This is a genomic window from Microbacterium sp. ABR10, assembly GCF_057812175.1.
In genome coordinates this window covers 227,389-251,636 of sequence record NZ_CM173821.1, presented here as the reverse complement: position 1 = coordinate 251,636, position 24,248 = coordinate 227,389, and the positions used below count along the sequence as shown (strand labels likewise).

Genomic DNA, 24,248 nt, shown 5'->3' with positions numbered 1-24,248 from the left:
CGCGGCGTGTCGTGGACGCTCAACGCTGGGGGGCGCGAGGAGGGTGCGGCGCGGGCGTCTCGCGCAGTCGCGCGTTCGCGGCGGCCGCAGCGTCGGTCATGCGATCGAGGAAAACCCGGATGATGCGCAGCTCCTCGGCCGTGGTCTCCCGTGTGGCCGCGGCCACCTCGGCACCCGCGAATCCGAGGAACCGTTCCATCCCCTCCAGCGCCGTCGCGGTCGGATGCAGGGTGACCCGTCGGCGGTCGGCGTCATCGCGACGACGGGTGACGTGCCCGGCGCGCTCGAGGCGGTCGATCAGCACCGACACCGCCCCCGACGTCATCCCGATCTGACGCGCGAGTTGTGCGGGCGCCACCGGCTCCCCCGACTGCACAGCCCAGACGATCTGCCCGAGCGCCTCGGCATCCGACGCCGGCAGGCCCATCCACGCCGAGAGATGCCTGTTGAGCTCATCGGATGCCATCGTCCAGTCGCGCAGGCGGTGCATGACCGCGACCTCGAGGTCGGACCAGGTCATCGAGAGCGAATTCAACGCGGCCATGCAAAGACTTTACAGTCAAGTGACTTTACTGTAAAGCTATCCGTATCGATCACGAGGAGTCGTCATGACCGCACCGCACGCCCTCATCACCGGCGCCAGCATCGCCGGACTCTCCGCCGCCTGGTGGCTGCGACGGATCGGGTGGGGCGTCACCGTCGTCGAGAGATCGCCCGCCTTCCGCGACGGCGGGCAGAACGTCGACGTGCGCGGCATCGCCCGCGAGGTGCTCGATCGCATGGCCCTGACCGATGCGATCCGCGCCAAGAACACCACCGAGACCGGCACGGTCATCGTCGACGCGCACGACAAGGTCATCGCCGAGCTCCCCTCCGACGGACCCGATGGGGCGACGGCCGAGCTCGAGGTGCTCCGCGGCGATTTCGCGCGCGCGATCCTCGAATCCCTCCCCGCGGGCGTCCGCTTCGTCTACGGCGAGGCCGTGGCGGAGGTCGACGAGTCGCGCGAAGACCGCGTCTCGATCGTCACCGAGGGCGGCGAGCGCCTCGACGCCGCCCTGCTGGTCGTGGCCGAAGGCGTGCGATCGCGTACGCGCGACCTGCTCTTCGCCGCGTCGGAGGTCGATGCCGACCCTCTCGGCATCACCATGGCCTTCGGCACCATCCCGCGCACCGCCGACGACGACGACCGCTGGCGCTGGTACAACGCGGTCGGCGGGCGCCAGGTGCACCTGCGCCCGGACCCCTACGGCACGACCCGCGCGATCCTGTCGTACGCGGGTGACGACGGCCTCGCCCAGCGCGACCGCGACGACGCCCTGCGCGTCCTACGCGAGCGCTACGCCGACGCGGGGTGGCAGGCCCCGCGCGTGCTCGACGGCTTCGAGTCGTCCGACGACGTGTACATCGACGAGCTCACGCAGATCCGGATGCCGGGATGGCACCGTGGCCGCGTGTGCGTGATCGGCGACGCGGCGTGGTGCGTGACCCCGATGGGCGGGGGTGGCTCATCGCTCGCGCTGACCGGCGGATATGTGCTCGCGGCCTTTCTGTCGCAGATCGACGGACCCCTCGACCGCGACCGCCTCGACGAAGCGCTCACATCGTTCGACGGGTGGATGCGTCCCCTGGTCGATCAGATCCAGGGCATCCCCCGCGGGATGCTGCGACTGGCGTACCCGCACACCCGGCTCGGCCTGGCCGCGCGCGGTGTGCTCATGAAGGCCATGACCGCGCCGCCGCTCTCGCACCTGGCAGCGCGATTCGGCCAGGTCGCGGACACCGATCAGAAACTGCCGACGCTCCGCGAGAGGGCGGCCTGACACCGACCACGAACGCTGGTGACGCGGGATCCAAACCTGTCGGCATCCGGCCATCTCCCGAAACACTCGACGGGTCGAGCCCGGTCGGGCGTCAGACGTGGAAGACCGCGTGCACGTCGCCGCCGAGCGCCGCGCGACCGCCGAGGGCGTCGATCTCGAGCAGCGTCGCGATGCCGACGACCTCGCTCCCGACGGCCCGCAGCAGGTCGCGTCCGGCGCGGAGGGTTCCGCCGGTGGCGAGCACGTCGTCGAGCAGCAGCACCCGGGCGCCCGCGGCGTTGTCGTCGTGCATCTCGATCTGCGCCGAGCCGTACTCGAGGTCGTACGACATCGACGCCGCCGGGCGCGGCAGCTTTCCGGCCTTGCGGATCGGCATGAGGCCCACGTTCGCGACGACGGCTGCGGCCCCCGCCAGCAGGAACCCGCGCGCCTCGACGCCCGCGACGGCGTCAATGCGGCCGGCGAAGGGTTCCACGAGCGCCTCGACGACGGTGCGCAGGGCAGCGGCATCCGTCAGCAGCGGCGTGATGTCGCGGAACATGATGCCCGGCTTCGGGTAGTCGGGGATGCTCGTGATGAGCGATTCAGCGCGGGCGAGGGCAGAGGCGTCGGGCACCGCCCCAGCCTAATCGCGCGGTCCGTCCCCTTCCCCCGCTCTTTCCCTCATTGAGTGTCCAGAACACGCCGCACTCCCGGGTCCGTGTGCGGCGTGTTCTGGACACTCAACACCCGGCGCACAGCGCCGCGCGTCCGTCGCCCCGCGCGCCACCCCTGTTGAGTGTCCAAGACACGCCGCGTACCGCTCGACGACTGCGGCGTGTTCTGGACACTCAACGAGGAAGGGCCCGCGGAGGTGACCAGGATTGACGCGACTGCAAGCGCTTGCACTATCGTGGCCGCATGACTTTCACGCAGGAAGATGCGCGCGCCGATCTCGCCTCCGCACCCGGATCTGAGTGGTGGCGGACCGCCGTCATCTACCAGATCTATCCCCGGTCGTTCGCCGATGCGTCGGGCGACGGCCTCGGCGACCTGCCCGGCGTCACCGCGCACCTCGACGACCTGCAGACGCTGGGGGTGGATGCCATCTGGCTGAGCCCCTTCCAGACGTCTCCGCAGAAAGACGCGGGCTACGACGTCGCCGACTACCGCGACGTCGACCCGATCTTCGGCACCCTGGCCGACTTCGACGACATGCTCGCGGGTGCGCACGAGCGCGGCATCCGGGTCATCGTCGACCTCGTCCCGAACCACTCCAGTGATCAGCACGTGTGGTTCCAAGAGGCCCTGAAGGCGGCTCCGGGCAGCCCCGAGCGCGCGCGCTACATCTTCCGCGAGGGCAAGGGCGAGAACGGCGAGCTGCCCCCCAACAACTGGGAGAGCGTCTTCGGCGGCGGCATGTGGAAGCGCGTGACCGAGGCCGACGGCACGCCCGGGCAGTGGTACCTGCACATCTTCGACGAGACCCAGCCCGACTTCGACTGGACCAACGAAGAGGTGCGCGCGGAGTTCCGCGACATCCTGCGCTTCTGGCTCGACCGCGGGGTCGACGGGTTCCGCGTCGACGTGGCGCACGGTCTCATCAAGGCCGAGGGCCTGCCCGACTTCACGCTCGACCCCGACGGCGGCTCCATGGGCGGCGACGCCGAGGAGGTTCCGTACTGGGGCCAGCCGGGCGTGCACGACGTGTGGCGCGAGTGGCACGAGGTGCTCGCCGCGTACGACGGCGACCGCGCGCTCTGCGCCGAGGCGTGGCTCCCCACCGTCGAGCAGACCGCACTGTGGGTGCGCCCCGACGAGATGCACCAGGCGTTCAACTTCCACTACCTCGAGACGGAATGGGATGCCGCGGCCCTGCGCGCCGTGATCACCGAGTCGCTCGAGGAGTACGGCGCCGTGGGCGCCCCGAGCACCTGGGTGCTGTCGAACCACGACGTCGTGCGCCACGCCTCGCGTCTCGCGCTGACGGCGGAGAATCCTCAGGGTGCCGGTATCGGCCCGAAGTCCCCCGGCCAGCCCGACCCGGTGAAGGGGCTGCACCGCGCCCGCGCCGCGACGGCCCTCATGCTGGCGCTGCCGGGTTCGTCGTACCTGTACCAGGGCGAGGAGCTCGGCCTTCCCGAGGTCATCGACCTGCCCGACGACGCCCGTCAGGACCCGACGTGGTTCCGCACGGACGGCGAGCGCTACGGTCGCGACGGCTGCCGTGTGCCGATCCCCTGGACCGCGGACGCCCCCGCCTACGGCTTCAACTCCACCGGCGCCTCGTGGCTGCCGCAGCCCGCCGAGTGGGCCGAGCTCGCGCACGACGTGCAGGTCGACGACCCCGCCTCGACGCTCACTCTCTACCGGTCTCTCCTCGCCGAGCGCCGCGTCCGCGATCTCGGCGCCGGCCACATCGACTGGCTCGACGAGTACGGCGACGACGTGGTGGCCTTCCGCAACGGCTCGCTGCTGGTGGTGGCCAACCTCGGCGACCAGGCCGTCGAGTTGCCCGCGGGCGAGGTGCTCATCGCGAGCGGCCCCCTCGACGGCGACCGGTTGCCGACCGATACGACCGTCTGGATCGCCGCGGCCTGAGCCGCGGCATCCATCCGCTCCCCGGAGGACACGAGACCGTGGCCGGGATCGACGACGTCGCGCGCGCGGCGGGAGTGTCGACGGCCACGGTCTCACGGGCGCTGAGCGGGCGCGGCTCGGTGTCGAGCGCGACGCGCGAGCGCGTGCTCGCCGCCGCCGGGAGCCTCGGTTACGTGGTGTCGGCGGCCGCGTCGACCCTCGCGACCGGCCGCGCACGGGCGGTCGGGGTGGTCGTGCCGTTCCTCGACCGGTGGTTCTTCAGCACCGTGCTCGCGGGCATCTCCGATGCGCTCGTGCGGCGCGGCTACGACATCACGCTGTACAGCGTGAGCGCCGACCCGGCCGAACGGCGCCGCGTCTTCGACGACCACCTGCGGCGGCGACGCATCGACGCGGTCATCACCATCGCCCTCGAGCTCGATGCCGAGGAGTCGTCGTCGCTGCGCAGCCTCGGCGTGCCGATCGTCGCGATCGCCGGGCCCAACCCCCTGCTCACCACGCTCACCGTCGACGATCTGGCCGTGGGGCGCCTCGCGACCGCGCATCTGCTCGGCCTCGGCCATCGACGCCTCGCCCACATCGGAGCGGATGCCGTGGCGGACGCCGCCTCGTCGGTGCCGACCCTGCGACGCCGCGGCTTCGAGGAGACGCTGGCCGACGCCGGCATCGAGGCGCACGGCGTCGAACCGGCCGACTTCACCATCGAGGGCGGATCGGGCGCGGCGGCCCGCCTGCTCTCGTCCGACGAGGCCCCCACGGCCCTGTTCGCCGCATCCGACGAAATGGCGATCGGAGCGATCCTCGCCGCGCGCGAGCTCGGTCTGCGCGTACCCGACGACGTCTCGATCATCGGCGTCGACGGGCACGAGCTCGGTCGCTGGTTCGGCCTGACGAGCATCGACCAGTTCGCGCGCGGACAGGGCGAGCGCGCCGCCGAGGTGGTGCTGCGCGCGCTCGACGGTACCCGACCGGCCCGGGGTCTGGGCACCCTGCCGTTCGAGCTGGTCGACCGCGGCTCGACCGCGCCGCCGGGGCGCTGATCCGTCCGGCGGCCCCCGCACGACGCGCGCAGGGCACCGTCGACCTGCCCCACGGGGTCGACGACCGGACGGGACACGCGCGGCGTGCGCGCCGTGTGTCCATAACGCGTCGTATTCCCTCGAATTGCCTTCAATGAAACGGTCTGGCCATAGCCGTGCGACATAATTGGGGAAAGTTCCGACCCGTTCTGCCAGATCCGACTGCGTGTCATTCGATGCGTATACGAATCATCGAATCGACAGGAGTCGCACACGTGGGGATACGCGAATACGGACGCCTGATTCGTAAAGGCTGGCTGACCATCTCGATCTTCGTCGCCGTCGGGCTGGCGGCGGCGGCGGCGGTCACGGTCACCGCCGTCCCGGAGTATCGGGCTCAGACCACCGTGCTGGTTTCGCTCAGCACCGTCTCGAGCCAGTCGAGCACCGACGTGGGGGCATCGTTCACCAGCGCCGCCGCTCGCGTGCCCTCCTATGTCGCCCTCACCACCTCGGCCTCGGTGCTCGAGCCGGTCATCTCCGAGCTGAACCTCGACATGACCGTGAGCGAACTGGCGGCCGAGATCACCGCCGCGCCCATGCCGAACACGGCCATCATGACCATCGACGTCGTGGACGACGACGGGGAACGCGCCGCGCAGATCGCCGACACCGTGGCGGCCAGCCTCACCCAGTACGTCCGTGAGCTCGAGGGCACCTCCGATGGCGGTCCCAGCCGCGTGAATCTGCGCCTGCTGGAATCCACCCCGGTGCCGAACTCTCCCCTCACGCCCGACCTGCCGGTGTATCTGCTCATCGGCGGCGCGACCGGGCTCATCCTCGGCGTGGGCATCATCGCGCTCCGCCACCTCCGCGACGGTCGCATCCATTCCGCCGCCGACGTCACCACGCACACCGACCTCGCCGTCATCGAATCGGTGCCGTTCGACGCCACCCTGCGCAAGGGACCCACCCTGGTGGACGAAGACGGCCCCGCGGCCGAGTCGTTCCGGATGCTGCGGACGGCGCTGCTCTACGGAACGCGTTCGGTGTCGCGCGTCCTGCTGGTGACCTCGGCTCGCGAGGGCGATGGCAAAAGCGTCGTCGTCGCCAATCTCGCCGCCTCGATGGCCGAGGTCGGCCGTTCGGTGCTGGTCATCGATGCGAACCTGCGTTCCCCGGTGATGGTCGACGTCTTCAAAACCCCCCGTGGCGCGCCCACTCTGGTTCAGCTGCTGAACAGCGCGGCGCTGCCCGAACCCACGACGCTGGCACGCACCGCCGAGGGCGTCAGCGTGCTTCCGGCCGGCCGCACCGCGGCCAACCCGAGCAACCTCATCGGCACCGCAGCCATGGAACGCGTGCTGTCTCAGCTGGCCCGTCGGTTCGACCACGTCCTCATCGACTCGCCCGCGGTGCTGACGGTCACCGACGCGGTCCTGCTCAGCAAGTTGGCCGACGCCACGCTGCTCGTGGCCGGCGTCGGGGTGTCGGGGGCGGCCGACATCTCCACGGCGACCGACCGGCTGCGCACCGTACGCAGCGACGTGCTAGGCGCCGTCGTCTCCCGAGCTCCGAAGGCTTCGCCGGCTCCCGCGGCGCCCGTCGTCCCCTTCGCCTGACGCGCCCGCGAGGGCCCCTCGGCGCCGGCGGAGCGACGGGGCGCCGTCGGGTGAGGTCGCCTCCGTCTCGGCGGTGGCAGGTGCCGGCGACTCCGTCTCGGTGGTGGCAGGTGCCGGCGACTCCGCCTCGGCTGTGGCAGGTGCCGGCGCCGAGGAACCGACGGCCCGCGCGGTCGCACTCCGAGCCACGGGGCGGGATGACCCACCGGCGCGCGCAGCGACCACGCCCATGCCGCAGAGGATCCACAGGGTGTACGCCACCGGACCCTCTTGGAGGGTCGGGAGGACGGTGAAGCTGACGACACTAGCCGCGATGACCGCCGCGGGCAGGAAGCCGTCGAGCGTGCGCGCGCGCAGACCGCCCTGGAACAGGTACACCAGCAGCACACCGAACAACAGCATGACGAGAATGCCGGACTCGATGGCGAGGAGAAGGAAGAAACTCTCCACCAGAATCGCATCGCTCGAGTAATTCAGGGCGCGTGGCCCGACCATTCCCAACCCGTATCCGAACGGGTGCGTGACGAGGAACGGAATGTTCTCGAAAAGGCTGTCGCTATGTCCGATGAGTGACGGGTCGGCGATATGCGAGACGACCTTGTCGATGAAGAGGTACAGCGTGATCCCCGCGATACCGGCGGCGGCCATGATCGTCAGGAAGGCCCACGTCATCACGGGACGAGCACGGAAGATCGCCCACGACACCAGGGCCGCCCCGAGCAGAGCGAGGCCGAGGTAGCCGCTGCGCGACTGCGTGAGATAGATGGCCACGAGCGGCAGGACCGTCAGACCCGCCTTCAGCCACAGCGGCCAGCGCGGGCGCGTCCAGAGCACCGCGAGCATCATGGTCGCCACCGCTGCGCTCTCGTTGGGAGCGGTGTACGGACTGAACCCGCGCGGGACGATGCTGCCGGCGACGAAGAGGGAGGAGGGGAAGGGCTCGCCCTCCGGCACCGGGAAGACCCCGAGGGTGAACAGCCACTTCAGTCCCTGGCTCCACGTCACGATCGTGGTGATCGCGGCGATCTGCGCGACCACGACGAAGACGGTCGCCAGGATCGGCACGTGGCGGCGATCGAGCACGGCCGGCGTGACGATGAGGGCCAGGAACGGCAGGAAGTCGTTGCGCCACCCGTACGCCGCCTGCGTGAGACTCGACGTCCACGCCCCCGACACCAGCCCCAGCGAGACGATCATGAGCACGATCACGACGATGGGAACGGGCACGCGTCGGATCCGCCCCGTCACGATCACCAGGATGAACAGGCCGAGCAGGAGGGCGTCCTTGATCGCGCCGAATGCCGTGGCTGCCGTCCCCTGCAGGAACGCCGATGTCACACCGTTGGCCGGCAGCACGAACGCCAAGAGCAGGATGCCGAGCCACAACACCCCCAGCCCCGACCAGCCGTGCGGCGCGATGGCCGACATGATGCGGGCGCCGAGCGGCGCCCGGGCCGCTTGCACGGCTGTCGTGGCTGCGGTCACATCGTGCCGCCTCGACCGGTGAGGCGGCGCACCACGAGCATCGCGTCGGAGGGACGCGGCACGATCGTGCGGACCGGGGGACGGATGGAGAGCAGCATCACGGTCAACGCTATGACGACACCGCTCGCATTGGCGATCGCCGCGGCGTTGGCGCCGAAGATCGGGCCGAAGCTGAACAGCAGGACGAGACACGTGACCAGTCCCGAGGCTTGCGCGATCGTCAACCGCACACCCAGGTTCTGCGCCGAGAGAACCTCACCGGCGCTGACCGCCACCACGACGAACAGCGATCCGAGGATGGCGAACATCACCGCCGGGAGGGCGTCGGTGAATGCCGCGCCGAAGAGGAGCGGAACGCCCCAGGGGGACACGACCGCGAGGAAGATCGCCGAGGCCAGCCCGACCACGAACGCCGACCGGATCGCCTCGCCCGTGGCGCGGACGCGGGCACGGCCGCTCGAGTGCGAGATGTCGGAGAAGACGGGGGCGGCGACCGCGTGAGCCAGGAAGACGGGAAGGGTCCCGATGGTCACCGCGACGGAGTAGAGACCCGCTTCGTGCGAGCCGATCAGGGGCAGCATCAAGACCTGGTCGAGCCGCTGGTAGGCAGCGTCCGAGGCTTGCGCCCCGTAGAAGGTCGAGCTGCCGCGCAGCAGGGGCCGCCACGGCACCGGCTTCGCCCGATGGGTGCGGTTGAGCATCGCGCCGATGACGGCGGTGGCCGCCGATCCGATGACGTTCGCCCAGATGACGCCGGCGACGCTCATGGCATCCATCAACGCCAGGACCAGGATGCCGCCGACGTACACGATCGGCTGGGTCGCCTGCAGGAGCGCGACCGCCCCGAAGCGCCGTTGCGCACCCACTACGCCGATGTCGATCATCCAGCACACCATCAGCGGCGTGCAGGCCAACGCCACGACGACCGCGACGGCGGCGCCGGTGTCGAAGCCCGAGAACAGGGTGGACACGGCCAGCCACGCCAGCAGCCCCGCCGGAACCACCGTCAGAAGGGCCAATCGCCGCGCCGTGCGCACCGCGCCCATTCCCCCGTCGGCCAGCACGCGGCGGCGCACCTCGAACGGCATCCCGAAAGCCAGCACGATCGGCACGAGATACATGGCGGCCAGAGCCGACGCCGTCTCGCCACGGCCGCTCGGGCCGAGCGCGTGCGCGATGAGCGGCGCGCTGATCAGCCCCAACGCCGCGACCGACAGCCGCGAGCCGAGCATCGTCATCGGCGAGTTGAACACCCGCATCACGGCGCTCACGGACGCCTCCCGATCTCGGCGGTGGTGGCGATCATGTCGTGCAGCCGTCGGTCGAATCCGTCGAGGTCGAAGACGCCGGTCTCGTCGCGGACGATGACGTGCAGGCAGTCCCGGAGAGGTGCGACCTCCACCCAGACGCCCAGAGGCAGTTGCCGATGCGCCGGCATGCCGCCGACGAAGGTGTCGGCCTCCACGCGCGGCATCAGCGCCTCTGTGACGGCCACCTCGGTCGTGGGCAGCGAGACATGGATCTCGAAGGGAACCCGTGGGGTCTCCTGGCTCGGGCGTCGCGCTGCGCGGGGGTGTCGGACGGTGCTCTTCAGCGCGATCAGGGTGGTCGCGAGCAGCCACGCGATGGGTACGCCCGACTTGTTCGCCGCGGAGATGCGCTCGGCCAGGGCCGTCGCGCTCCAGTCGTCGGCGAGGAGGCGCCCCATCGGCACGGACGGGGAGAAGTTGCCCTCGGCATCGAACCCCTTCGCCACCCAACGGCGGGCGTCGACGGGCACCACCACGCGGAAGTCCACGGGCTCGCGCTCGCTCTCGCGCAGACAGCGCAGCACCAGGCTCGCCGTCTTCACCGACAGGGGCGGGCGCGCCGGGCGGCGTCCGTCGACCGCCTTCTCGGGCGTCAGCGCGATCGTGCGCACCGACTCGGGCGCGAGCACCATCGACACCATGCGCGTCCGCGCGATCGACTGCGCCATGGTCAGCGTCTCGGAGAGCTGATATCCGGTCTCGGTCTCGGCGGTCAGCGACCGGAAGGTCTGCCGCGCCGACCGGATGCCCGCCACCCCCCGCAGCCCGAACCGCTTCAGCGCCGCACGCAGAGGCGCCTTGGCCCACGGCACGGCCGGTACCTCGTCCGTTCCCGGGGCGTCGAGCTTCTCCATGACCAGACTCACCACGGCCGTGGCTCCGGTGCCGTCGAAAAGGCTGTGCGGAAGCCCCAGGGCGAGCATCCCGTCATTGACGAAGATGCGCACCGGCAGCTCACCGGGCTCGAACACCGTGTCGAGGACGCGCGCGGCCAGAGCCGAGCGGCCGAGCACCGTCCCCACCGTCTCCAGCGCATGCCCGCTAGCGGCGAGAGCCGTGGGCCGGTCGACGCGCTTCCACCGTCGGCCCCGGGTGCGCAGGCGCAGCAGCGGCGTACCGCGCGGGGAGCGCAGCACGTCTTTCAGCGCGGTGAGGGCTCTCTCGGGGGTGAGATCGACGAGGGGGCCGAGGATGTAGCAGATCGTGAGGTCGTCGTAGCCGAGGTTCCGCAGCCCGGTCATGCGCGTCCCACGCCGGCGAACACGGACCGCCGTTCGGAGATGGCGGCGAGCAGCGACCGCTCGTACGCGGCGTGGACGGACTCCCACGAGTAGGCCGCCTCCGCGCGTCGCTGCGCCCATTCGGAGAGGGACTGCTGGCGCTCGGGATCGTCCATCAGCGCCAGGACGGTCGCGGCGATGTCATGCGGGTCGGGGGTGACCAGCACTCCGGCGCCGTCGAGCACTTCCCGGTTGAAGACGGTGTCGCGAGCCACGACCGGGGCACCGCACGCCATGGCCTGCACGAGAGCAGGGTTGGTGCCGCCCACGCTGTGCCCGTGGAAATACGCACCGGCGTGCTGCCAGAGCGAATGCAGACGGCGATCGTCGCTGACGTGGCCGAACCATCGCACGCGAGCGTTGGAACGGGTGAGGGTTGCGACGGCGTCGTCGATCGGACCGCCGTAGCCGGACGAACCGACGATGACGACGTCTTTCGTCTGAGCGATGTGGCGCGCGGCCTCGATGAACTCCGTCACCGTGTTCTCGGGAACGAACCGCGCCACCAGCAGCACGTAGCCCCGATGACTGAGACCGGGCTCGACCGGGTAGTCGGGCGGAACGTCACCGCCGTACGGGATGACGTCGCCGTCCCGACCGAACTCCTCGCGCCAGCGGGTCTCGATCGAGCTCGCGTCGTAGACGATGCGGTCGGCGTAGCGGGCGGTCCAGACCGCCCCCTGATGGAAGACTTTTTTCGCGGCGGGACCCCACTTGGCCCGGTCCCATTCGATCCCGTCGACGTTGACCACGGTGGGGATGCCGCGCTGCTTGAGCGACGGCAGCCAGAACCCGTTGGCGCAGTTGAGCACGAGGGCCACGTCGGGCTTTCTCCGCGCCGCGTCGAGGGTCGCCGTCAGTCCGTACGACAGCGTGCTGAGCGATTTCGTCTCCACCCCACCGGTGATGCGACGGATCACCCGCGGATCGAGGTCCGGGTCATCGTCGACGGTCGTCCCCCGACGACCGTAGACCGTGACGTCCCACCCCTGCTCCGCCAGGTAGGGAGCCAGGCGGCGCACAGCCGTCTCGAACCCTCCGTAGTAGCTCGGGTATCCCCGTGTTCCGATGATCGCGACAGACCTGCTCAAGCCTCTTGTCCCCCCCGATTAATACGCACCACTGGTCTCTAGCCTGCGACAGGAATGTCCCGTGCGTCGACCCCCGGCCAAGAAACGAAACGGCCGGGCCGTGTGCGAATGCAACCAATCCACTCATTGATGGCGTTGGCGCTCAATATATCGTCGGCGCACGAACTCGACGCGACCGCTGTGTAACGAATACCACCGCGCCGACGAGGAAGAAGCAAGCGAGGATAAGCACCGTCATCGCCGCCGGCCCCTGCGCCCCGCTCGGTCCGGACGGATCGAGGAATTCGTAGACATACCGTCCGGTGAACGCACCGCGCACATTCGTGAAGAGGAACCAGAGCACAGGGAAGACCATCACGAGAAAGACTCCGCGGAGAGCGAGGCGGCGCTCCGGCGGGAAGACGATCCACTCGATGACCGCCAGAGCCGGGATCACCACGTGCAGCAGCACGGAAGTCGGATTGAGCTGTGCCGGGTCGGTGATCACGACGGGGCCGTAGATACCCAGGAACAGCACCGACATGCCGACGAGCGTCGCGACGTTCACTCCGCGCATGAGCGCGATACGCGCGGCACGACGGGCGTAGACGTCCTGACCCCGCCCCCCGGCCCGACCGGAAGCCCGCCCCCCGCGACGCCAGGCGTGAGCACCGGCGATCACGAAGGCGACGATCGAGAGGATGTTCGTCTGAGCCGTGACCGAGCTCAGGAAGTCCGCGGTGGCCTCGACACCCGACGCGGTCTGCGCGGTGTACGTCGCGATGCTCACGGTCACCGCGCCCGTGACAGCGATCGCCCAGCGCGAGAAAGCAACGACTCGGTGGGATGCCAACAATTCTCCTGACGATGGGCATCGCCCGCCTTTCAGCGGGCAGTTGCGTTCTTCAGTGTTCGGTACAGTCTGTCTGACAAACCGAGATCGCCTTCGAGACAGGGGTTCTATGCCCGACAGCAAATCGCCGGGGCGCAGCCTGAAGGTGCTCTTCGATGGTAGTTGGTGGATTGACGGCCCTTTGGCTAATCGCGAGGTTCAGCGCGAGTTGATCCTCGCCTGGTTGCGAGAATTCCCCGATGACTCCGCAATTATCTGCGTACCGAACGTCGATGTCGAAACGGTGCAGCGGGAGGTGGGGCATTCCGCGCGCGTGATCGGAACACGGATACGACCGCACGGGGTGGGCGTCATCCTGGAGCTGGCGCTCCGGGCGGCGCGCCTGCGGCCCGACGTCACCCTCACCCACAACTTCACGCCGCTGTACGGACGGTCGGCGGTGTTCGTGCACGATTTCCTCTTCCGCACCGACCCGCAATGGTTCACCCGCGCCGAACGGGCGTACTTCTCGCTGATGCCCGCCACGATCCGCCGCGCCGACGTCGTGCTCACCAGCACCGCATCGGAGGCGGAGCGCATCACGCGCACATCGGCTGCGGCCACGGCGACCGCGGTGGGCCTGGGGCTCAACCGCTCGTTCGAGAACGCGACGCCCCGCCGGCCCGCGGCTCTGGGAGACGTCGACGGGTTCCTCCTCGCCGTCGGCCGGCTGAACGCCCGCAAGAACCTCGCCACCACCATCCGCGCGGCACGGGAGTCAGGTGCCGCCACGCCGACGTTCCCGCTGCTGGTCGTGGGAGAGAAGTCGGGCCTGGGCGCCTCCCTCCCCGACTCGGTGGAGGCCGCCCTCGCCGACGGTTCCGTGCGGCTGATGGGGCGCATCGACGTCGAGGAGCTGCGCTGGCTCTACGAGAACGCCGCCCTCTTCCTGTTCCTCACCCTCGACGAGGGGTTCGGGATGCCGACCCTCGAGGCGCTGGCCACCGGCGCCCCGTTGCTGGTCAGCGACATCCCGGTGTTCCGCGAGATCCTCGGCGACCGCGCCACTTTCGTCGATCCGCGCGATGTCGCGGCGGTGACGGCATCCATCGCGGCTCTGATGGCGGCGCCCCGACCGCCCGTCGACGCCGCCGCGGTACTCGAGCACTACACGTGGGAGAACGCGGTGCACCGCATGCGCGCGGCGATCGTGGAGGGCGCGCGATGAGCACCCCACCGGCCGTCTCGATCATCGTCGTCACGTACAACAGCCTCGGCGTTATCGGCTCGTGCCTCGATGCGCTCACCCGCGACGGCGAACCCCCGGCCGACACCGAGGTGATCGTGGTCGACAATCTCTCGACCGACGACACCGTCGCCGTGCTGCGCGAACGCCACCCGTGGGTCCACGTGATCGAGAACGACTCCAACGCGGGGTTCTCCCGCGCGGTCAACCTCGCCGCAGCTCACGCCGCGGGCCGACACCTGCTGCTGCTCAACCCCGATGCGCGCATCTCGTCGGAGGGCGTCGCGCGCCTGTCACGGCTGCTGGATTCGGATCCGTCGATCGGCGCCGCCTCGCCCGTGCTCGAGAACGAAGGCGAAGAGGTCGTCATCCTCGCCGCCGGCCACGCTCCCACCATGACCAGGATGTTCCTGCACCAGTCGGGGCTCTCGCGCCTCGGCCGCCGCTGGAGCGCCCTCGAGGGGCATTACCTGTTCGCCGCCGACGTGCGCGAGGGCATGCGCGACGTCGACTGGGTGAGCGGCGGATGCCTCATGGTCCCCCGGGACGTGTGGCGCCGCGCAGGGGGCCTCACCGACCGGTGGTTCATGTACGCCGAGGACGTCGAGTTCTGCCTGCGCCTGCGCGCCGCGGGTCTCCGCGTGATCGTCGACGCCGGTGAACGCGCCCACCACGCGCTGGGCGGGTCGTCCAGCGGCGTCGAGGGGTCGGTCAACACGGCGTGGATCGTGAATCTCTTCGACCTGTACGGGTGGCGGATGGCGCGCACGGGTCTGCAGCAGCAGCTGTGGCGCGCGATCGTGCTCGCGGGGATGCACGGCCGGTTGTGGTGGTTCCGCGCCGCGGCTCGGCGTCGTCGCGATCCGGAGGCCGCCGCCGCGCAGATCCGCCGCTTCGGGATCTACGCGTCGGCGCTGCGCCGCGCGCCGCTCACTCGCGACCGGGAACCGTTCTCCCGGTGGTTGTGAGGGTGAACGACGCCTTCGACGCCTCGCTCAGGTGAGGGTGAGGGGCATGTTCACGATCCTCGAGCGTCCGTCGGCCGTGGTGAAGATCAGGCGCACCGTATAGGAGCCGGCGGGGGCGACGGAGTTGCTGGAGGTGCGTCCGTTCCACTGCAGCGTCTGGGCGCCGGCGCCGAACCGCTTGCCGGATGCCAACGACCGCACCACGGCGCCCGAGGAGTTCAGGACGTTGACCGTCGTCACGCTCGCCTCCCCCGCGATCCAGCCCACCGTCACCGTGCTCCCGCGCGTCGTGGTGGTGGGCGTCACCGCGGGCGAGGAGGTGAGGAAGGTCGGCACCCCGGTCAGGGCCACCGTCGCGCGGCCGTTCGCCACCGGCACCGGGGCCAGGCCGTCCTGCGTCCAGATCGCCGCCGACCCGCCCGACACGGGCACCGACACCGTCGAGGCCTTCGCCGTGTACAGCGCCTGAACCGTGCCCGCCGAGGTCTGCAGAACCGTGCCGTGCAGGTTGACACCCGAATCGGCGGTGAGGTCGTCGAACGAGATGTTCCCGGCCGTCACCCCCGAGGTGCTCTTGTAGACGAAGATGTCGGTGACCTTGATGGGGTAATCCCAGACGCCGTCGCCGTCGCCGCCCGAGCGGGTGTAGTTGGCGTTCATCCCGTCGGAGAACAGGGTCATCTTCGTCCAGGCGGAGCCCACGGCGTTGCCCACGAGTCCCTGGAAGGTCTCGCCGGTGGCATCCTTGATCTTCAGATACACGGGGCTGGCGCTGTTGTCCCCGCTCACCCACACCGAGACGGCCGTCGGCTGGCCCGAGAGTGTCTTGTCGGTCTGGATCTGAGCTCCCCGCGAGGTGCCCGAGAAGTCGTACGCCAGCTGCAGGGCGCCGCTTCCGGCGTAGACGGTCGACGTGGTGCGCAGGGTCGCCGTGCCCCCGCTGATCCCGGAGGCGGCGTATCCGTTGGCGGATGCCATGTCGTCCACGCGCGTCGGAGCGCTCGTCGCGCTCACGCCGGCGCGACCGACCGCCGCACCGTCGGCCAGCACGGCACCGACCTCCTTCAGAGCGGTGTACGCCGGCTTCAACCGACCTGACTTCTCGGTGATCGCGTACGTGTCGAGGAAGGACTCGGGGTCGTCCCCGCCGACGAGGTTGTACCAGGCGATCCCCCGGATGCCGCGGGCGGCGGCGTCCAGGTAGATCCGCTTCAGGTAGGCCGCCTGATCGGCCTCGCTCGTGGCTCCGGCGCACTGGGTGCACGTCGACCAGCTCACCTCGGTGATCCACAGCCCGCGGCCGGGCGCGTTGCGGTTCAGGAACGCCTGCGCCGCGTCGAGGTAGGTCGGGATCGCCCCCGTCTCGGGCGCCCCGTCGACGGTGTACACGTGGATCGCGAGCGCGTCGTAGGAGTTCCCTGCTCCCGCGGCGTGCACCCCCTGCATGAACGGGTCATTGAACTGGTCGAGGCCTCCGACGAGCACGGTCGCGGTCGGGTCCACCGCTTTGATCGCGTCGTACGCCGCTTTCAGCAGCGCGCCGTACTGCTGCGCGGTGGCGCCGCCGCGCCAGTAGTACTCGGTGTTCGGCTCGTTCCACACCTCCCAGACGCGCACGCGGTCCTTGTAACGGGCCACCGTCGCCGCCGCATACGCGGCGAAGTCGGCGTTGTCAGCGGGCGGGTAGTACTGCGCGTCCGCCGCCGGGGTGCCCGCCGGTGCCGAGGATGCCCAGGGCGCGGAGTAGACGAGCTTGCCGATCATGTCGACGTTGCGCGCCCGGCTGATCGCCACCGCCTGGTCGAACTTGGCCCAGTCGTAGTACCCCTGGCGCGGCTCCACCCGTTTCCACTCGAACTCCTCCCGCGCCCAGCGCACCGAGGCGTCCTCGAGCAGCGCCGCCTGACGATCGGCCTCGGCCGGGGCGTCCTGCTCGGTGAGGAAGCTGTTGATGCCGCTGATCGACGACGGGGACGCCACCGTCGGCCGGGCCGTGATCCCCGTGAGATAGGGCTGGGCCGCCTGCGCCGCGGACGTGAGCGTCCCGTCGGGGGTGGTGTCCCACGCGAGGCGACCGGAGACGCTTCCCGTCATGCCGGCACCGGCGTCATCCGTACCGTCCCAGGTCACCTTCACCGCCCCCGGTGCCGCCGCGGTGCCCGCGACGGTGCGGGTGCGGCCGCTGTTGTCGTGCAGCGTGAGGGCGTAGTCGCCGGGGGTGCCGGCGGTGAACGAGACCGTCGTGCTCCCGGCGTTGGCGCGCGAGAACCGCGCCGCGCTGGAGATGGGCAGTGTCCAGTTCTGATCGACCACCCGCAGGTTGTCCAGCACCGCCGTTCCGGTGGCCGGCGCGGCCGATCCGTTTCGCACCACGATGACCCGCGCCAGGGCCACCGGATAGTCCAGGATGCCGTCGTCGTTACCGAGATGGGTCGTCGCCGCCGGTTCGCCGAGATCGATCGTGGCGGTCGTCCAGCGCGAGAGACCCATCGCCGCGACGCGGTAGAAGAACATCTCCCCGGTCGCATCGCGCAACTTCAGGTACACGGTGTTCCAGCTGCCGTCACCCAGCAGATCGACCTTCAACTTCGAGGCCGGCGAGGTCAGCAGAGCCTCCGGTGTGGCCTTCGTCTCGATCTCGGCATCCGCCGACGACACGTCGTACGCGATCCCGAGGGCGCCCGAGCCCTGCGTCGCCTGCGTCGAGGTGCTCGGGGTGACGGTGCCGCCGGCCGAGATCCACTCGTCACCGGCGGAGTCGAAGCCGTCGGCGAGGGTGGCGTCGGTATCGCTGTGGGCGAGAGTGAGGAGCAGCGGGATGCCGCTGCGCGACGCCGTGGACGCCACCGTCGAAGCCGGTGCGGCGTCGTCGTGCGCGAACAGGGCACGCACGTCTCCGCTCATGGGGGTGCCGGCGTCATCGGTTCCGTCCCAGGCCACCGAGACGGTGCCGGCGGCCTGCGCGGAGCCCGCCAGGGTCTTGGTGCGACCCTCCTGATCGGTCAACAGGATGCTCCAGTTGCCTCGACCCGCGGCCGAGAACGACAGCGAGGTGGCGGGCGAGGTCGGCGTGTAGAACGACGTCGCCGCCTGCGGCAGGGTCCACCCCGTCGACAGCGTCCGCAGGTTGTCGAGCACGACCGAGCCGGTGGCCGGCTGATTTCCGTTGCGCACGACGATGAACCCCGACAGCTGCACCGGCAGGTCGAGCACCTTGTCGCCGTTGCCGCCCTCGATCAGGGCCGCCGGAGCGGTCAGGTCGACGTCGATGGTGGTCCACGCCGTCGTGCGCATGGCGTCGAGGCGGTAGGTGAACACCTCGTCGGCGGCATCCCGGACCCGCACGTAGACCGTGTTGTAGGAGCCGTCTCCGCGCATATCGACGCGCAGGCCCGTTGCGGGCTGGGCGACGACGGTCGCCGGGGAGGTGCGCACGGTCTCGACGAGGCCGGACGACAGGTCGTAGTCGATCTTCTGGGCGAAGGCGCCCTGGGTCTTGGGCGAGCTCACCCGCGAGACGGATGCCGTCCCCATGGCGACGCGCCAGGTCGACGCGGCCGCCTCGAAGTCCTCGGAGTTCTGCGCCGTCGCGGTCGGGGCCGCGGCGACGGTCAGCAGGGTGGGCGTGCCCGCTCGCGCCGGCGTCGCCGACCACTCCATGTCCGGGGAGGAGTCGTGCTGCAGCGTGCTGCGGATCGGTCCCTCCATCTCGACGCCGTCGCCCGCCTTGCCGTCCCAGGCCACCGCGATGTCGCCGGGTCCGTCGGCCCGGCCGGGGATGCGTCGCTCGCGTCCCGCCTGGTCGCGGAGCTCGACGAGCCAGTTGCCGGCCGACGCGGCGTCGAAGTCGAGGGTGGCCGTCTGCCCTGCCTCGGGAGAGAGGAAGTCCACGTCCGATCGCGGCATGCTCCAGCCGCTGCGGACCACGCGCAGGTTGTCCAGCAACAGCGAGCCGGTCGCCGGCTGCTCGCCGTTCCGCACGACGAAGAAGCCGGCGAGGGTGAGGGGCATGTCGGGAACCCGGTCGCCGTTGCCCCCCTCGACCAGCGCCGGCTCCTGGGTCAGATCCACCGCCACCGTCCGCCACACCGCATCACGCATCGCATCGACGCGGTAGGTGAAGGCCTCGCCGGTGGCGTCTGCGACCCGCACGTACACGGTGTTGTAGGTGCTGTCGCCGCGCATGTCGACCTTCAGTGCGAGCACCGGGGAGTCCGAGACGTCGAGGGGCGCGCTGCGCACGACGCTCACCATGCCCTGACCGAGGTCGTAGGCGATGCTCAGTGCGTCCTCGCCCTGCGTCCGACGCACGTCGCCGGATGCCGCGACCCCGGCGCGGTCGACGCTCGCGGATCCGGTCGACACGCTCCAGCCGTCGCCACCGGACTCGAAGCCCTCGATCAGCGAGGTCGAGCCGTCGTCGTCGGCCTCGGCCACCGTCAGCAAGGTCGAGACACCCACCGTGAGCGCGGCGCCCGGCACTCCCCCCACGGAGGCCGCGTGGCGGAAGACCCCGCGCACCTGGCCGGTCATCGTCTGGCCGACGTCGTCGTGTCCGTCCCAGGCCGATCGCACCGTACCGGCACCGTCCGTGGTACCGGCGAGGGTCCGCGTCAACCCGCCCTCGTCGATGAGGCGCAGCTCCCAGTCGCCGGGCCCCGCCGCGTCGAACGACACCTCGGCGGCCGCACCCGCGCGCGGGTCGAAGAACGAGGGGGATGCCACGGGCAGACCCCACCCGGTCGTGACGGCGCGTAGGTCGTCGAGCACGAACGTGCCCGTCGGCGGCTGCGCGCCGTTTCGCACCACGAGCATCCCGGCCACCGCCAGCGGTGCGTCCAGCACGCCGTCGGCGTTGCCGCCCTCGCGCGCGACGGGGGTACCGGTGAGATCGACGGTGAGGGTCTGGAACACCGAGTCGCGCATCGCGTCGACGCGGTGGACGAACGTCTCTCCGCTCGCGTCTCGCACACGCAGGTAGACGGTGTTGTACGTGCCGTCGCCCTTCATATCGAGGGTGAGGGCGGTCGTGGAAGCAGGAAGGACCGGCGCCGAGGCCGCCGGGTAGGCCACCTCGCTCATGCCGTCGGTGACGTCGTAGGCGACGGCGAGTGCCGCCTCGCCCTCGGTCGCGTCGGTCGATCGAGACGGAGTGGCCGATCCCGTGATCGTCGAGACACGGGGCGCGGCGTCTTCGAAGGTGTCGACGGACACGGTGGAGTCGTCAGCCGATCCGGTCGCGGCCGCGGCCGCCGGAACACTGACCGTGCCGGTGAGGACCAGCAGCGCGACGACCGCCGTCGACACCGACGGCACGTACCCGTGTCGGGACGGCTCCGTCGCGTGGCGGGCTCCCCCGCCGTCGCCGTCGTTGTCCTGCCGCGTCACTGTGGGGCGCGACAAGACTCCACGAATGCTCTTCCACCACGGTCGCCTCATGTCCAGCTCCATTCGCCACACCCCGGTTTCATCCCCGTGTAGGGCACAAAATATTGGCTGACAAGCGCGTGGACAAGCCATTCATAGGGTGAAGACACCGCCCGATGTTTGCGTTACCATTTTCGGCCGATCGCGCGGTTCGACCACATAAATAGGGGATGGCGGCCCCCGTTTGCTGCCCATTCGAATGAACCGTCGCGTCGCTTTGCACGCGATCCTGCCGCTCGAGCGGCCCGAATCCCGCCTCAGAGCCGTCGCGAGCGTCGTGCCCACACACGAGGGAATGACCCGGGCGAGTCGCGCGGTGCCGGCGCCGCGCGGGCCCCGTGCCGTCGATCGCGCCGCAGTCGCGGCATCCGGGCGGGGATTCTCATTCGTCGGATGTCGTGACGGACGATGCGGGGAGCCGGTTGCTCGTGCATTGTCACGGCGTATCCGTTCATCGCATGAATATGCATTGATGCATTCACGCCGACAAATGCGCTGACGGCGGCGACCTTAGAATCATCGACATGACCCGCCGCGCGCGCAGGAATGAATCACCACCCCGCCCGGCGGCGGGGGAAGATTCGCGACGCGCGCTGCGCAGCCGGGCCGAAGCCGAGGCGGCCACCGCGCGACGCCCGTGGTACCGCAGACCCACCCGCATCGCGGCGATGATCGTCGGGGCCGCTGTCGCCGTCATGGGCATCCTTGTCGTGATGCTCACGGCGCAGGCCGCGAGCGTCCGCGACGACCTCCGCTCGGCCCACGAGCTGATCGCCTCCTTGCAGTCCGCCATGGTGACCGGCGACGCCGACGCGCTGCAATCCGCGGCTGCCGAGGCGTCGGAGCGCGTGTCGAGGGCCAGCGAGACGGTGCGGGGTCCCCTGTGGGAGGCCGGGTCGGTGATCCCTGCGGTGGGAGCGAATCTGAGGGCGATCACCGATCTGACCGCTGCGGTGCAGACCCTCGCGACCGACGCCCTCCCCCCGGGGTCCGTGATCCTGTCGGAGCTCAGCATCGACAAGATCGCGCTCGCCGACGGCGGCGTCGACCTGCAGCCGTTCCGGGAATCGCAGTCCTCCATTCCGCTCGTGGCAGCGGCGTTCGCCGACGCGCGCGGGCAGACCGACGCCATCGACGTCTCCGACCTGCTGCCACCCGTCGCCGACTCCGTTTCCGAAGTGCGCGCATTCATGGACGATGCGACCGACCTTCTCGAGGTCGCGCAGAAATACCTGCCGACACTTCTCGACGTCGCGGGCGGTCAATCGCCCAAGACGTATCTGGTGCTCTTCCAGAACAATGCGGAGGTGCGCGCCACCGGGGGCAATCCGGCTGCCAGCCTCGTCGTCCGCGCCGACCAGGGTCGGGTCGAGATCCTCGACCGCGCGAGTTCGCTCACGTTCGATGCGGCCGGCGACGCCGGGCGGCAGTTCGCTGATCTCCCGCCCGAGACGCTGGCGCTGTACCCGTCGACGTTCGCGCTGTACTCGCAGGACTTCACCATGACCCCGGATTTCCCCACCACGGTGCGTCTGTTCCAAGACCTCTGGCGCCAGACCAGCGGCGAGGAGTTCGACGGGGTGATCTCCATCGATCCGGTGGTGTTGTCGCACATGCTCGCAGTGACCGGACCGGTCGCGTACGACGACCTCGAACTCACCGCGGACAACGCCGTGCAGGTGCTGCTCAGCGACGCGTACGAGCGATTCCCCACCGGCGAGGAATCAGACGCGTTCTTCACGGCGATCTCGCAAGGGTTCTTCCAGTACCTCACGACGTCCCGGTGGGACCCCACCCAGATGCTCGGTGCCCTGGAGCTCTCCGCGACCGAGCAGAGGCTGCTGATGAACTTCCGCGACGAGGGGGCGCAGGCCCTCGCCGAGGAGTTCGGCCTGGACGGCTCACTACGAACGGACACCGTCGAATCGACGCAGCTGGGCACGTACCTGAACGACTACTCCGTCGGCAAACTCGAGTACCACCTCCGTCAGGCGGTCGCTGCCTCGTGCGACGCTGCGGCGCGCACCGTCACGACCACCACCACGCTCGCGAACGAGATCCCGTCGACCATTCAGAGCACGTACACGCTCGGAGCGCGCAACCCGCGGTTCGGATACCCGCGCACCGCCATGATGATCGACGTCCTCTTCTTCGCCCCTCCCGGAGCCCAGATCGTCTCGACCGACCCGACCGTCGGCGATGTCGCCGAGTTCGATCGGGCGGGTAGCCAGAGCGGCAACAGTGCTCTGAGCCGGCTCGTCGTGATACCTCAGGGCGAGTCGCGCACGGTCTCGTCGACCATCCGTCTTCCCGACGGCGCCCCGGGGCCGCTCGACCTGCGCCACACCCCCCTCACCTCGCCCACGACCGTCACGATCGACGGATCGTGCGACGAGCTGTTCAGCCCGGACGCGGCGGTTCCCGGCTGAGCGACCATCGCGCGTCGGCGACGGGTGCCTCAGAGGCCCGAACCGGCCAGGGATCCCACCGTCTGCTCGGCGTTCGGGTCGAAGAGCAGGCAGAAGATCTCGCGATCTCCCACCGCCCAGGTCTGCTCCGTCGGCCCTACGAAGTAGTAATCGAGCCGGGACTCCTGGTACGACACCCCCACGTACCCGCCGTACGCCGCCTCGCAGCCCTGCAGAGCCGCCGTCTCGATCGCCGCGTCGCCCGGGTAGGCGCCGTCGGCCACGTCGAACCCGCCGAAGGCCTCGTACGAGTGCGGCTGGGCGCAGTCCACGACGTTGTCGGCCGCGACGAACCCGCCCGGGAGATCGTCGAGGCAGGAACCGACGACGAGCGCGGACGGATCGAACGGCGCCTGCTCGTCGGGCGCGACGGTCACTCCTCCCTCCTCGGGGGGCGCGTACGGGTCGACGGAGCCACCCGCGACCGTCAACGCCGAGAACACGAGGGTTCCGATGACGACGGTCGAGATGAAGAGGGTCAGTACGCTTCCCGCCACGATGCCGCCGAGGGCGAGGCCGCGGCCCTTCTCACCGGTGCGTTTGATCTGCGCCAGCGCGACGGCACCGGTCACGATGCCGGCGACCGGGACCACGAAGCCCAGCACCAGGGCGACGATGGCGACGACATTCGTGCGGCTCGCCCCGGCCGTGCCGGCAGCGGACGACGCGTCGGCGGCCGGACCGCCGGGGTACCCCACCACGTCGGGAGCCCCCGCCGACAGCGGTGCGGCCGGGATCTGCGCGAGCGTACCGGCGGCGGGTGCGGCGATGGCGAGCACACCCTGCTGCGCCAAGCGCGCCCCGACGAGCCGCGCGGCCTCACCCGCCGCCGTGCCGCCGGTGGGCACGGCGAGGTCGGCGCCGTCGTCCGAGGGCGCGAAGACCGCGAGCGTCCCCTCCGGCACCTCCGACAGGCGCACGTCGAACCGGTCGGGGACGACGTCGCCGTCGTCCGTCGCGATCCGCGACGCGACCAGCGCGTCGGAGGAGGCGGCGACGTCGAAGCCCTGGTCGGTGAGGGCCGCGGCCACGGCATCGCGCGCCGGATCCGCGGGGAGGGAGAGTCGCAGTTCGGCGGCCGCCATGGGTGCTCCTGAGGTCACTCGCCGCGGGCTCGC

16 protein-coding genes are annotated in these 24,248 nt (G+C 70.3%); 7 read left to right on the top strand and 9 right to left on the bottom strand.

Annotation, left to right across the window (positions count from 1 at the left end; translation table 11 throughout):
• Nucleotides 1-19 precede the first annotated feature (19 nt).
• The gene (locus tag ACXKZF_RS01040) at nucleotides 20-544 is read right to left on the bottom strand and encodes a MarR family winged helix-turn-helix transcriptional regulator (RefSeq protein WP_488985124.1); all 525 of its coding nucleotides are present in this window, start codon (nucleotides 542-544) and stop codon (nucleotides 20-22) included.
• A gap of 64 nt (nucleotides 545-608) precedes the next feature.
• Between ACXKZF_RS01040 and ACXKZF_RS01035 the strand changes: the two genes are divergently transcribed.
• Nucleotides 609-1,823: an FAD-dependent monooxygenase gene (locus ACXKZF_RS01035; protein ID WP_488985123.1), complete on the top strand. Its 1,215-nt coding sequence runs from the start codon at nucleotides 609-611 to the stop codon at nucleotides 1,821-1,823.
• A 91-nt stretch (nucleotides 1,824-1,914) separates the two neighbouring features.
• Here the strand turns inward: ACXKZF_RS01035 and ACXKZF_RS01030 are convergent, their stop codons facing one another.
• Nucleotides 1,915-2,439, bottom strand: coding sequence for an adenine phosphoribosyltransferase (locus ACXKZF_RS01030; RefSeq protein WP_055959854.1), 525 nt, complete (start codon nucleotides 2,437-2,439; stop codon nucleotides 1,915-1,917).
• 284 nt (nucleotides 2,440-2,723) lie between these two features.
• Between ACXKZF_RS01030 and ACXKZF_RS01025 the strand changes: the two genes are divergently transcribed.
• The 3 genes from ACXKZF_RS01025 (at nucleotide 2,724) to ACXKZF_RS01015 (ending at nucleotide 7,044) form a co-directional block, all read left to right on the top strand.
• Nucleotides 2,724-4,403: a glycoside hydrolase family 13 protein gene (locus ACXKZF_RS01025; RefSeq protein ID WP_488985122.1), complete on the top strand. Its 1,680-nt coding sequence runs from the start codon at nucleotides 2,724-2,726 to the stop codon at nucleotides 4,401-4,403.
• 38 nt (nucleotides 4,404-4,441) lie between these two features.
• Nucleotides 4,442-5,443, top strand: coding sequence for a LacI family DNA-binding transcriptional regulator (locus ACXKZF_RS01020; protein WP_488985121.1), 1,002 nt, complete (start codon nucleotides 4,442-4,444; stop codon nucleotides 5,441-5,443).
• Between the two features lie 254 nt (nucleotides 5,444-5,697).
• Entirely contained in the window at nucleotides 5,698-7,044 is a 1,347-nt protein-coding gene (locus ACXKZF_RS01015; RefSeq protein ID WP_488985120.1) for a tyrosine-protein kinase domain-containing protein, read from the top strand.
• Here ACXKZF_RS01015 and ACXKZF_RS01010 read toward each other — a convergent pair.
• The 5 genes from ACXKZF_RS01010 to ACXKZF_RS00990 form a co-directional block, all read right to left on the bottom strand.
• Complete coding sequence (locus tag ACXKZF_RS01010) at nucleotides 6,973-8,529, bottom strand: O-antigen ligase family protein (protein WP_488985119.1); 1,557 nt, start codon at nucleotides 8,527-8,529, stop codon at nucleotides 6,973-6,975. The two genes, ACXKZF_RS01015 and ACXKZF_RS01010, sit on opposite strands and share 72 nt — an antisense overlap.
• Nucleotides 8,526-9,800: a lipopolysaccharide biosynthesis protein gene (locus ACXKZF_RS01005; RefSeq protein ID WP_488985118.1), complete on the bottom strand. Its 1,275-nt coding sequence runs from the start codon at nucleotides 9,798-9,800 to the stop codon at nucleotides 8,526-8,528. Before ACXKZF_RS01005 ends, ACXKZF_RS01010 begins: the two co-directional genes overlap by 4 nt.
• Nucleotides 9,797-11,080 (bottom strand): hypothetical protein, encoded by a 1,284-nt coding sequence (locus ACXKZF_RS01000; protein ID WP_488985117.1) that lies wholly within the window; start codon nucleotides 11,078-11,080, stop codon nucleotides 9,797-9,799. Before ACXKZF_RS01000 ends, ACXKZF_RS01005 begins: the two co-directional genes overlap by 4 nt.
• On the bottom strand, nucleotides 11,077-12,210 hold the full coding sequence (locus ACXKZF_RS00995) for a glycosyltransferase (RefSeq protein WP_488985116.1): 1,134 nt from the start codon (nucleotides 12,208-12,210) through the stop codon (nucleotides 11,077-11,079). Before ACXKZF_RS00995 ends, ACXKZF_RS01000 begins: the two co-directional genes overlap by 4 nt.
• A gap of 142 nt (nucleotides 12,211-12,352) precedes the next feature.
• Nucleotides 12,353-13,042, bottom strand: coding sequence for a Pr6Pr family membrane protein (locus ACXKZF_RS00990; RefSeq protein WP_488985115.1), 690 nt, complete (start codon nucleotides 13,040-13,042; stop codon nucleotides 12,353-12,355).
• A gap of 109 nt (nucleotides 13,043-13,151) precedes the next feature.
• Here ACXKZF_RS00990 and ACXKZF_RS00985 point away from each other — a divergent pair, with 109 nt between their 5' ends.
• The gene (locus tag ACXKZF_RS00985) at nucleotides 13,152-14,249 is read left to right on the top strand and encodes a glycosyltransferase family 4 protein (protein WP_488985114.1); all 1,098 of its coding nucleotides are present in this window, start codon (nucleotides 13,152-13,154) and stop codon (nucleotides 14,247-14,249) included.
• Complete coding sequence (locus ACXKZF_RS00980; RefSeq protein ID WP_488985113.1) at nucleotides 14,246-15,235, top strand: glycosyltransferase family 2 protein; 990 nt, start codon at nucleotides 14,246-14,248, stop codon at nucleotides 15,233-15,235. Before ACXKZF_RS00985 ends, ACXKZF_RS00980 begins: the two co-directional genes overlap by 4 nt.
• Nucleotides 15,236-15,262: 27 nt before the next feature.
• Here ACXKZF_RS00980 and ACXKZF_RS00975 read toward each other — a convergent pair whose 3' ends face one another.
• Nucleotides 15,263-20,638 (bottom strand): FlgD immunoglobulin-like domain containing protein, encoded by a 5,376-nt coding sequence (locus ACXKZF_RS00975; RefSeq protein ID WP_488985112.1) that lies wholly within the window; start codon nucleotides 20,636-20,638, stop codon nucleotides 15,263-15,265.
• 548 nt (nucleotides 20,639-21,186) lie between these two features.
• Between ACXKZF_RS00975 and ACXKZF_RS00970 the strand changes: the two genes are divergently transcribed.
• Nucleotides 21,187-23,091, top strand: a complete 1,905-nt coding sequence (locus tag ACXKZF_RS00970; protein ID WP_488985111.1) for a DUF4012 domain-containing protein — start codon at nucleotides 21,187-21,189, stop codon at nucleotides 23,089-23,091.
• Nucleotides 23,092-23,120: 29 nt separating this feature from the next.
• On the opposite strand, the gene ACXKZF_RS00965 is transcribed toward ACXKZF_RS00970, so the two are convergent.
• The gene (locus ACXKZF_RS00965) at nucleotides 23,121-24,215 is read right to left on the bottom strand and encodes a DUF4190 domain-containing protein (protein ID WP_055959868.1); all 1,095 of its coding nucleotides are present in this window, start codon (nucleotides 24,213-24,215) and stop codon (nucleotides 23,121-23,123) included.
• Nucleotides 24,216-24,248 lie beyond the last annotated feature (33 nt).

Coding starts and splice junctions, on each gene's coding strand:
- ACXKZF_RS00980 (WP_488985113.1), top strand. CDS start 14,246: ATGAGCACCCCACCGGCCGTCTCGATCATCGTCGTCACGTACAACAGC.
- ACXKZF_RS01000 (WP_488985117.1), bottom strand. CDS start 11,080: ATGACCGGGCTGCGGAACCTCGGCTACGACGACCTCACGATCTGCTAC.
- ACXKZF_RS00985 (WP_488985114.1), top strand. CDS start 13,152: ATGCCCGACAGCAAATCGCCGGGGCGCAGCCTGAAGGTGCTCTTCGAT.
- ACXKZF_RS01025 (WP_488985122.1), top strand. CDS start 2,724: ATGACTTTCACGCAGGAAGATGCGCGCGCCGATCTCGCCTCCGCACCC.
- ACXKZF_RS01035 (WP_488985123.1), top strand. CDS start 609: ATGACCGCACCGCACGCCCTCATCACCGGCGCCAGCATCGCCGGACTC.
- ACXKZF_RS01040 (WP_488985124.1), bottom strand. CDS start 544: ATGGCCGCGTTGAATTCGCTCTCGATGACCTGGTCCGACCTCGAGGTC.
- ACXKZF_RS00970 (WP_488985111.1), top strand. CDS start 21,187: ATGACCCGCCGCGCGCGCAGGAATGAATCACCACCCCGCCCGGCGGCG.
- ACXKZF_RS00965 (WP_055959868.1), bottom strand. CDS start 24,215: ATGGCGGCCGCCGAACTGCGACTCTCCCTCCCCGCGGATCCGGCGCGC.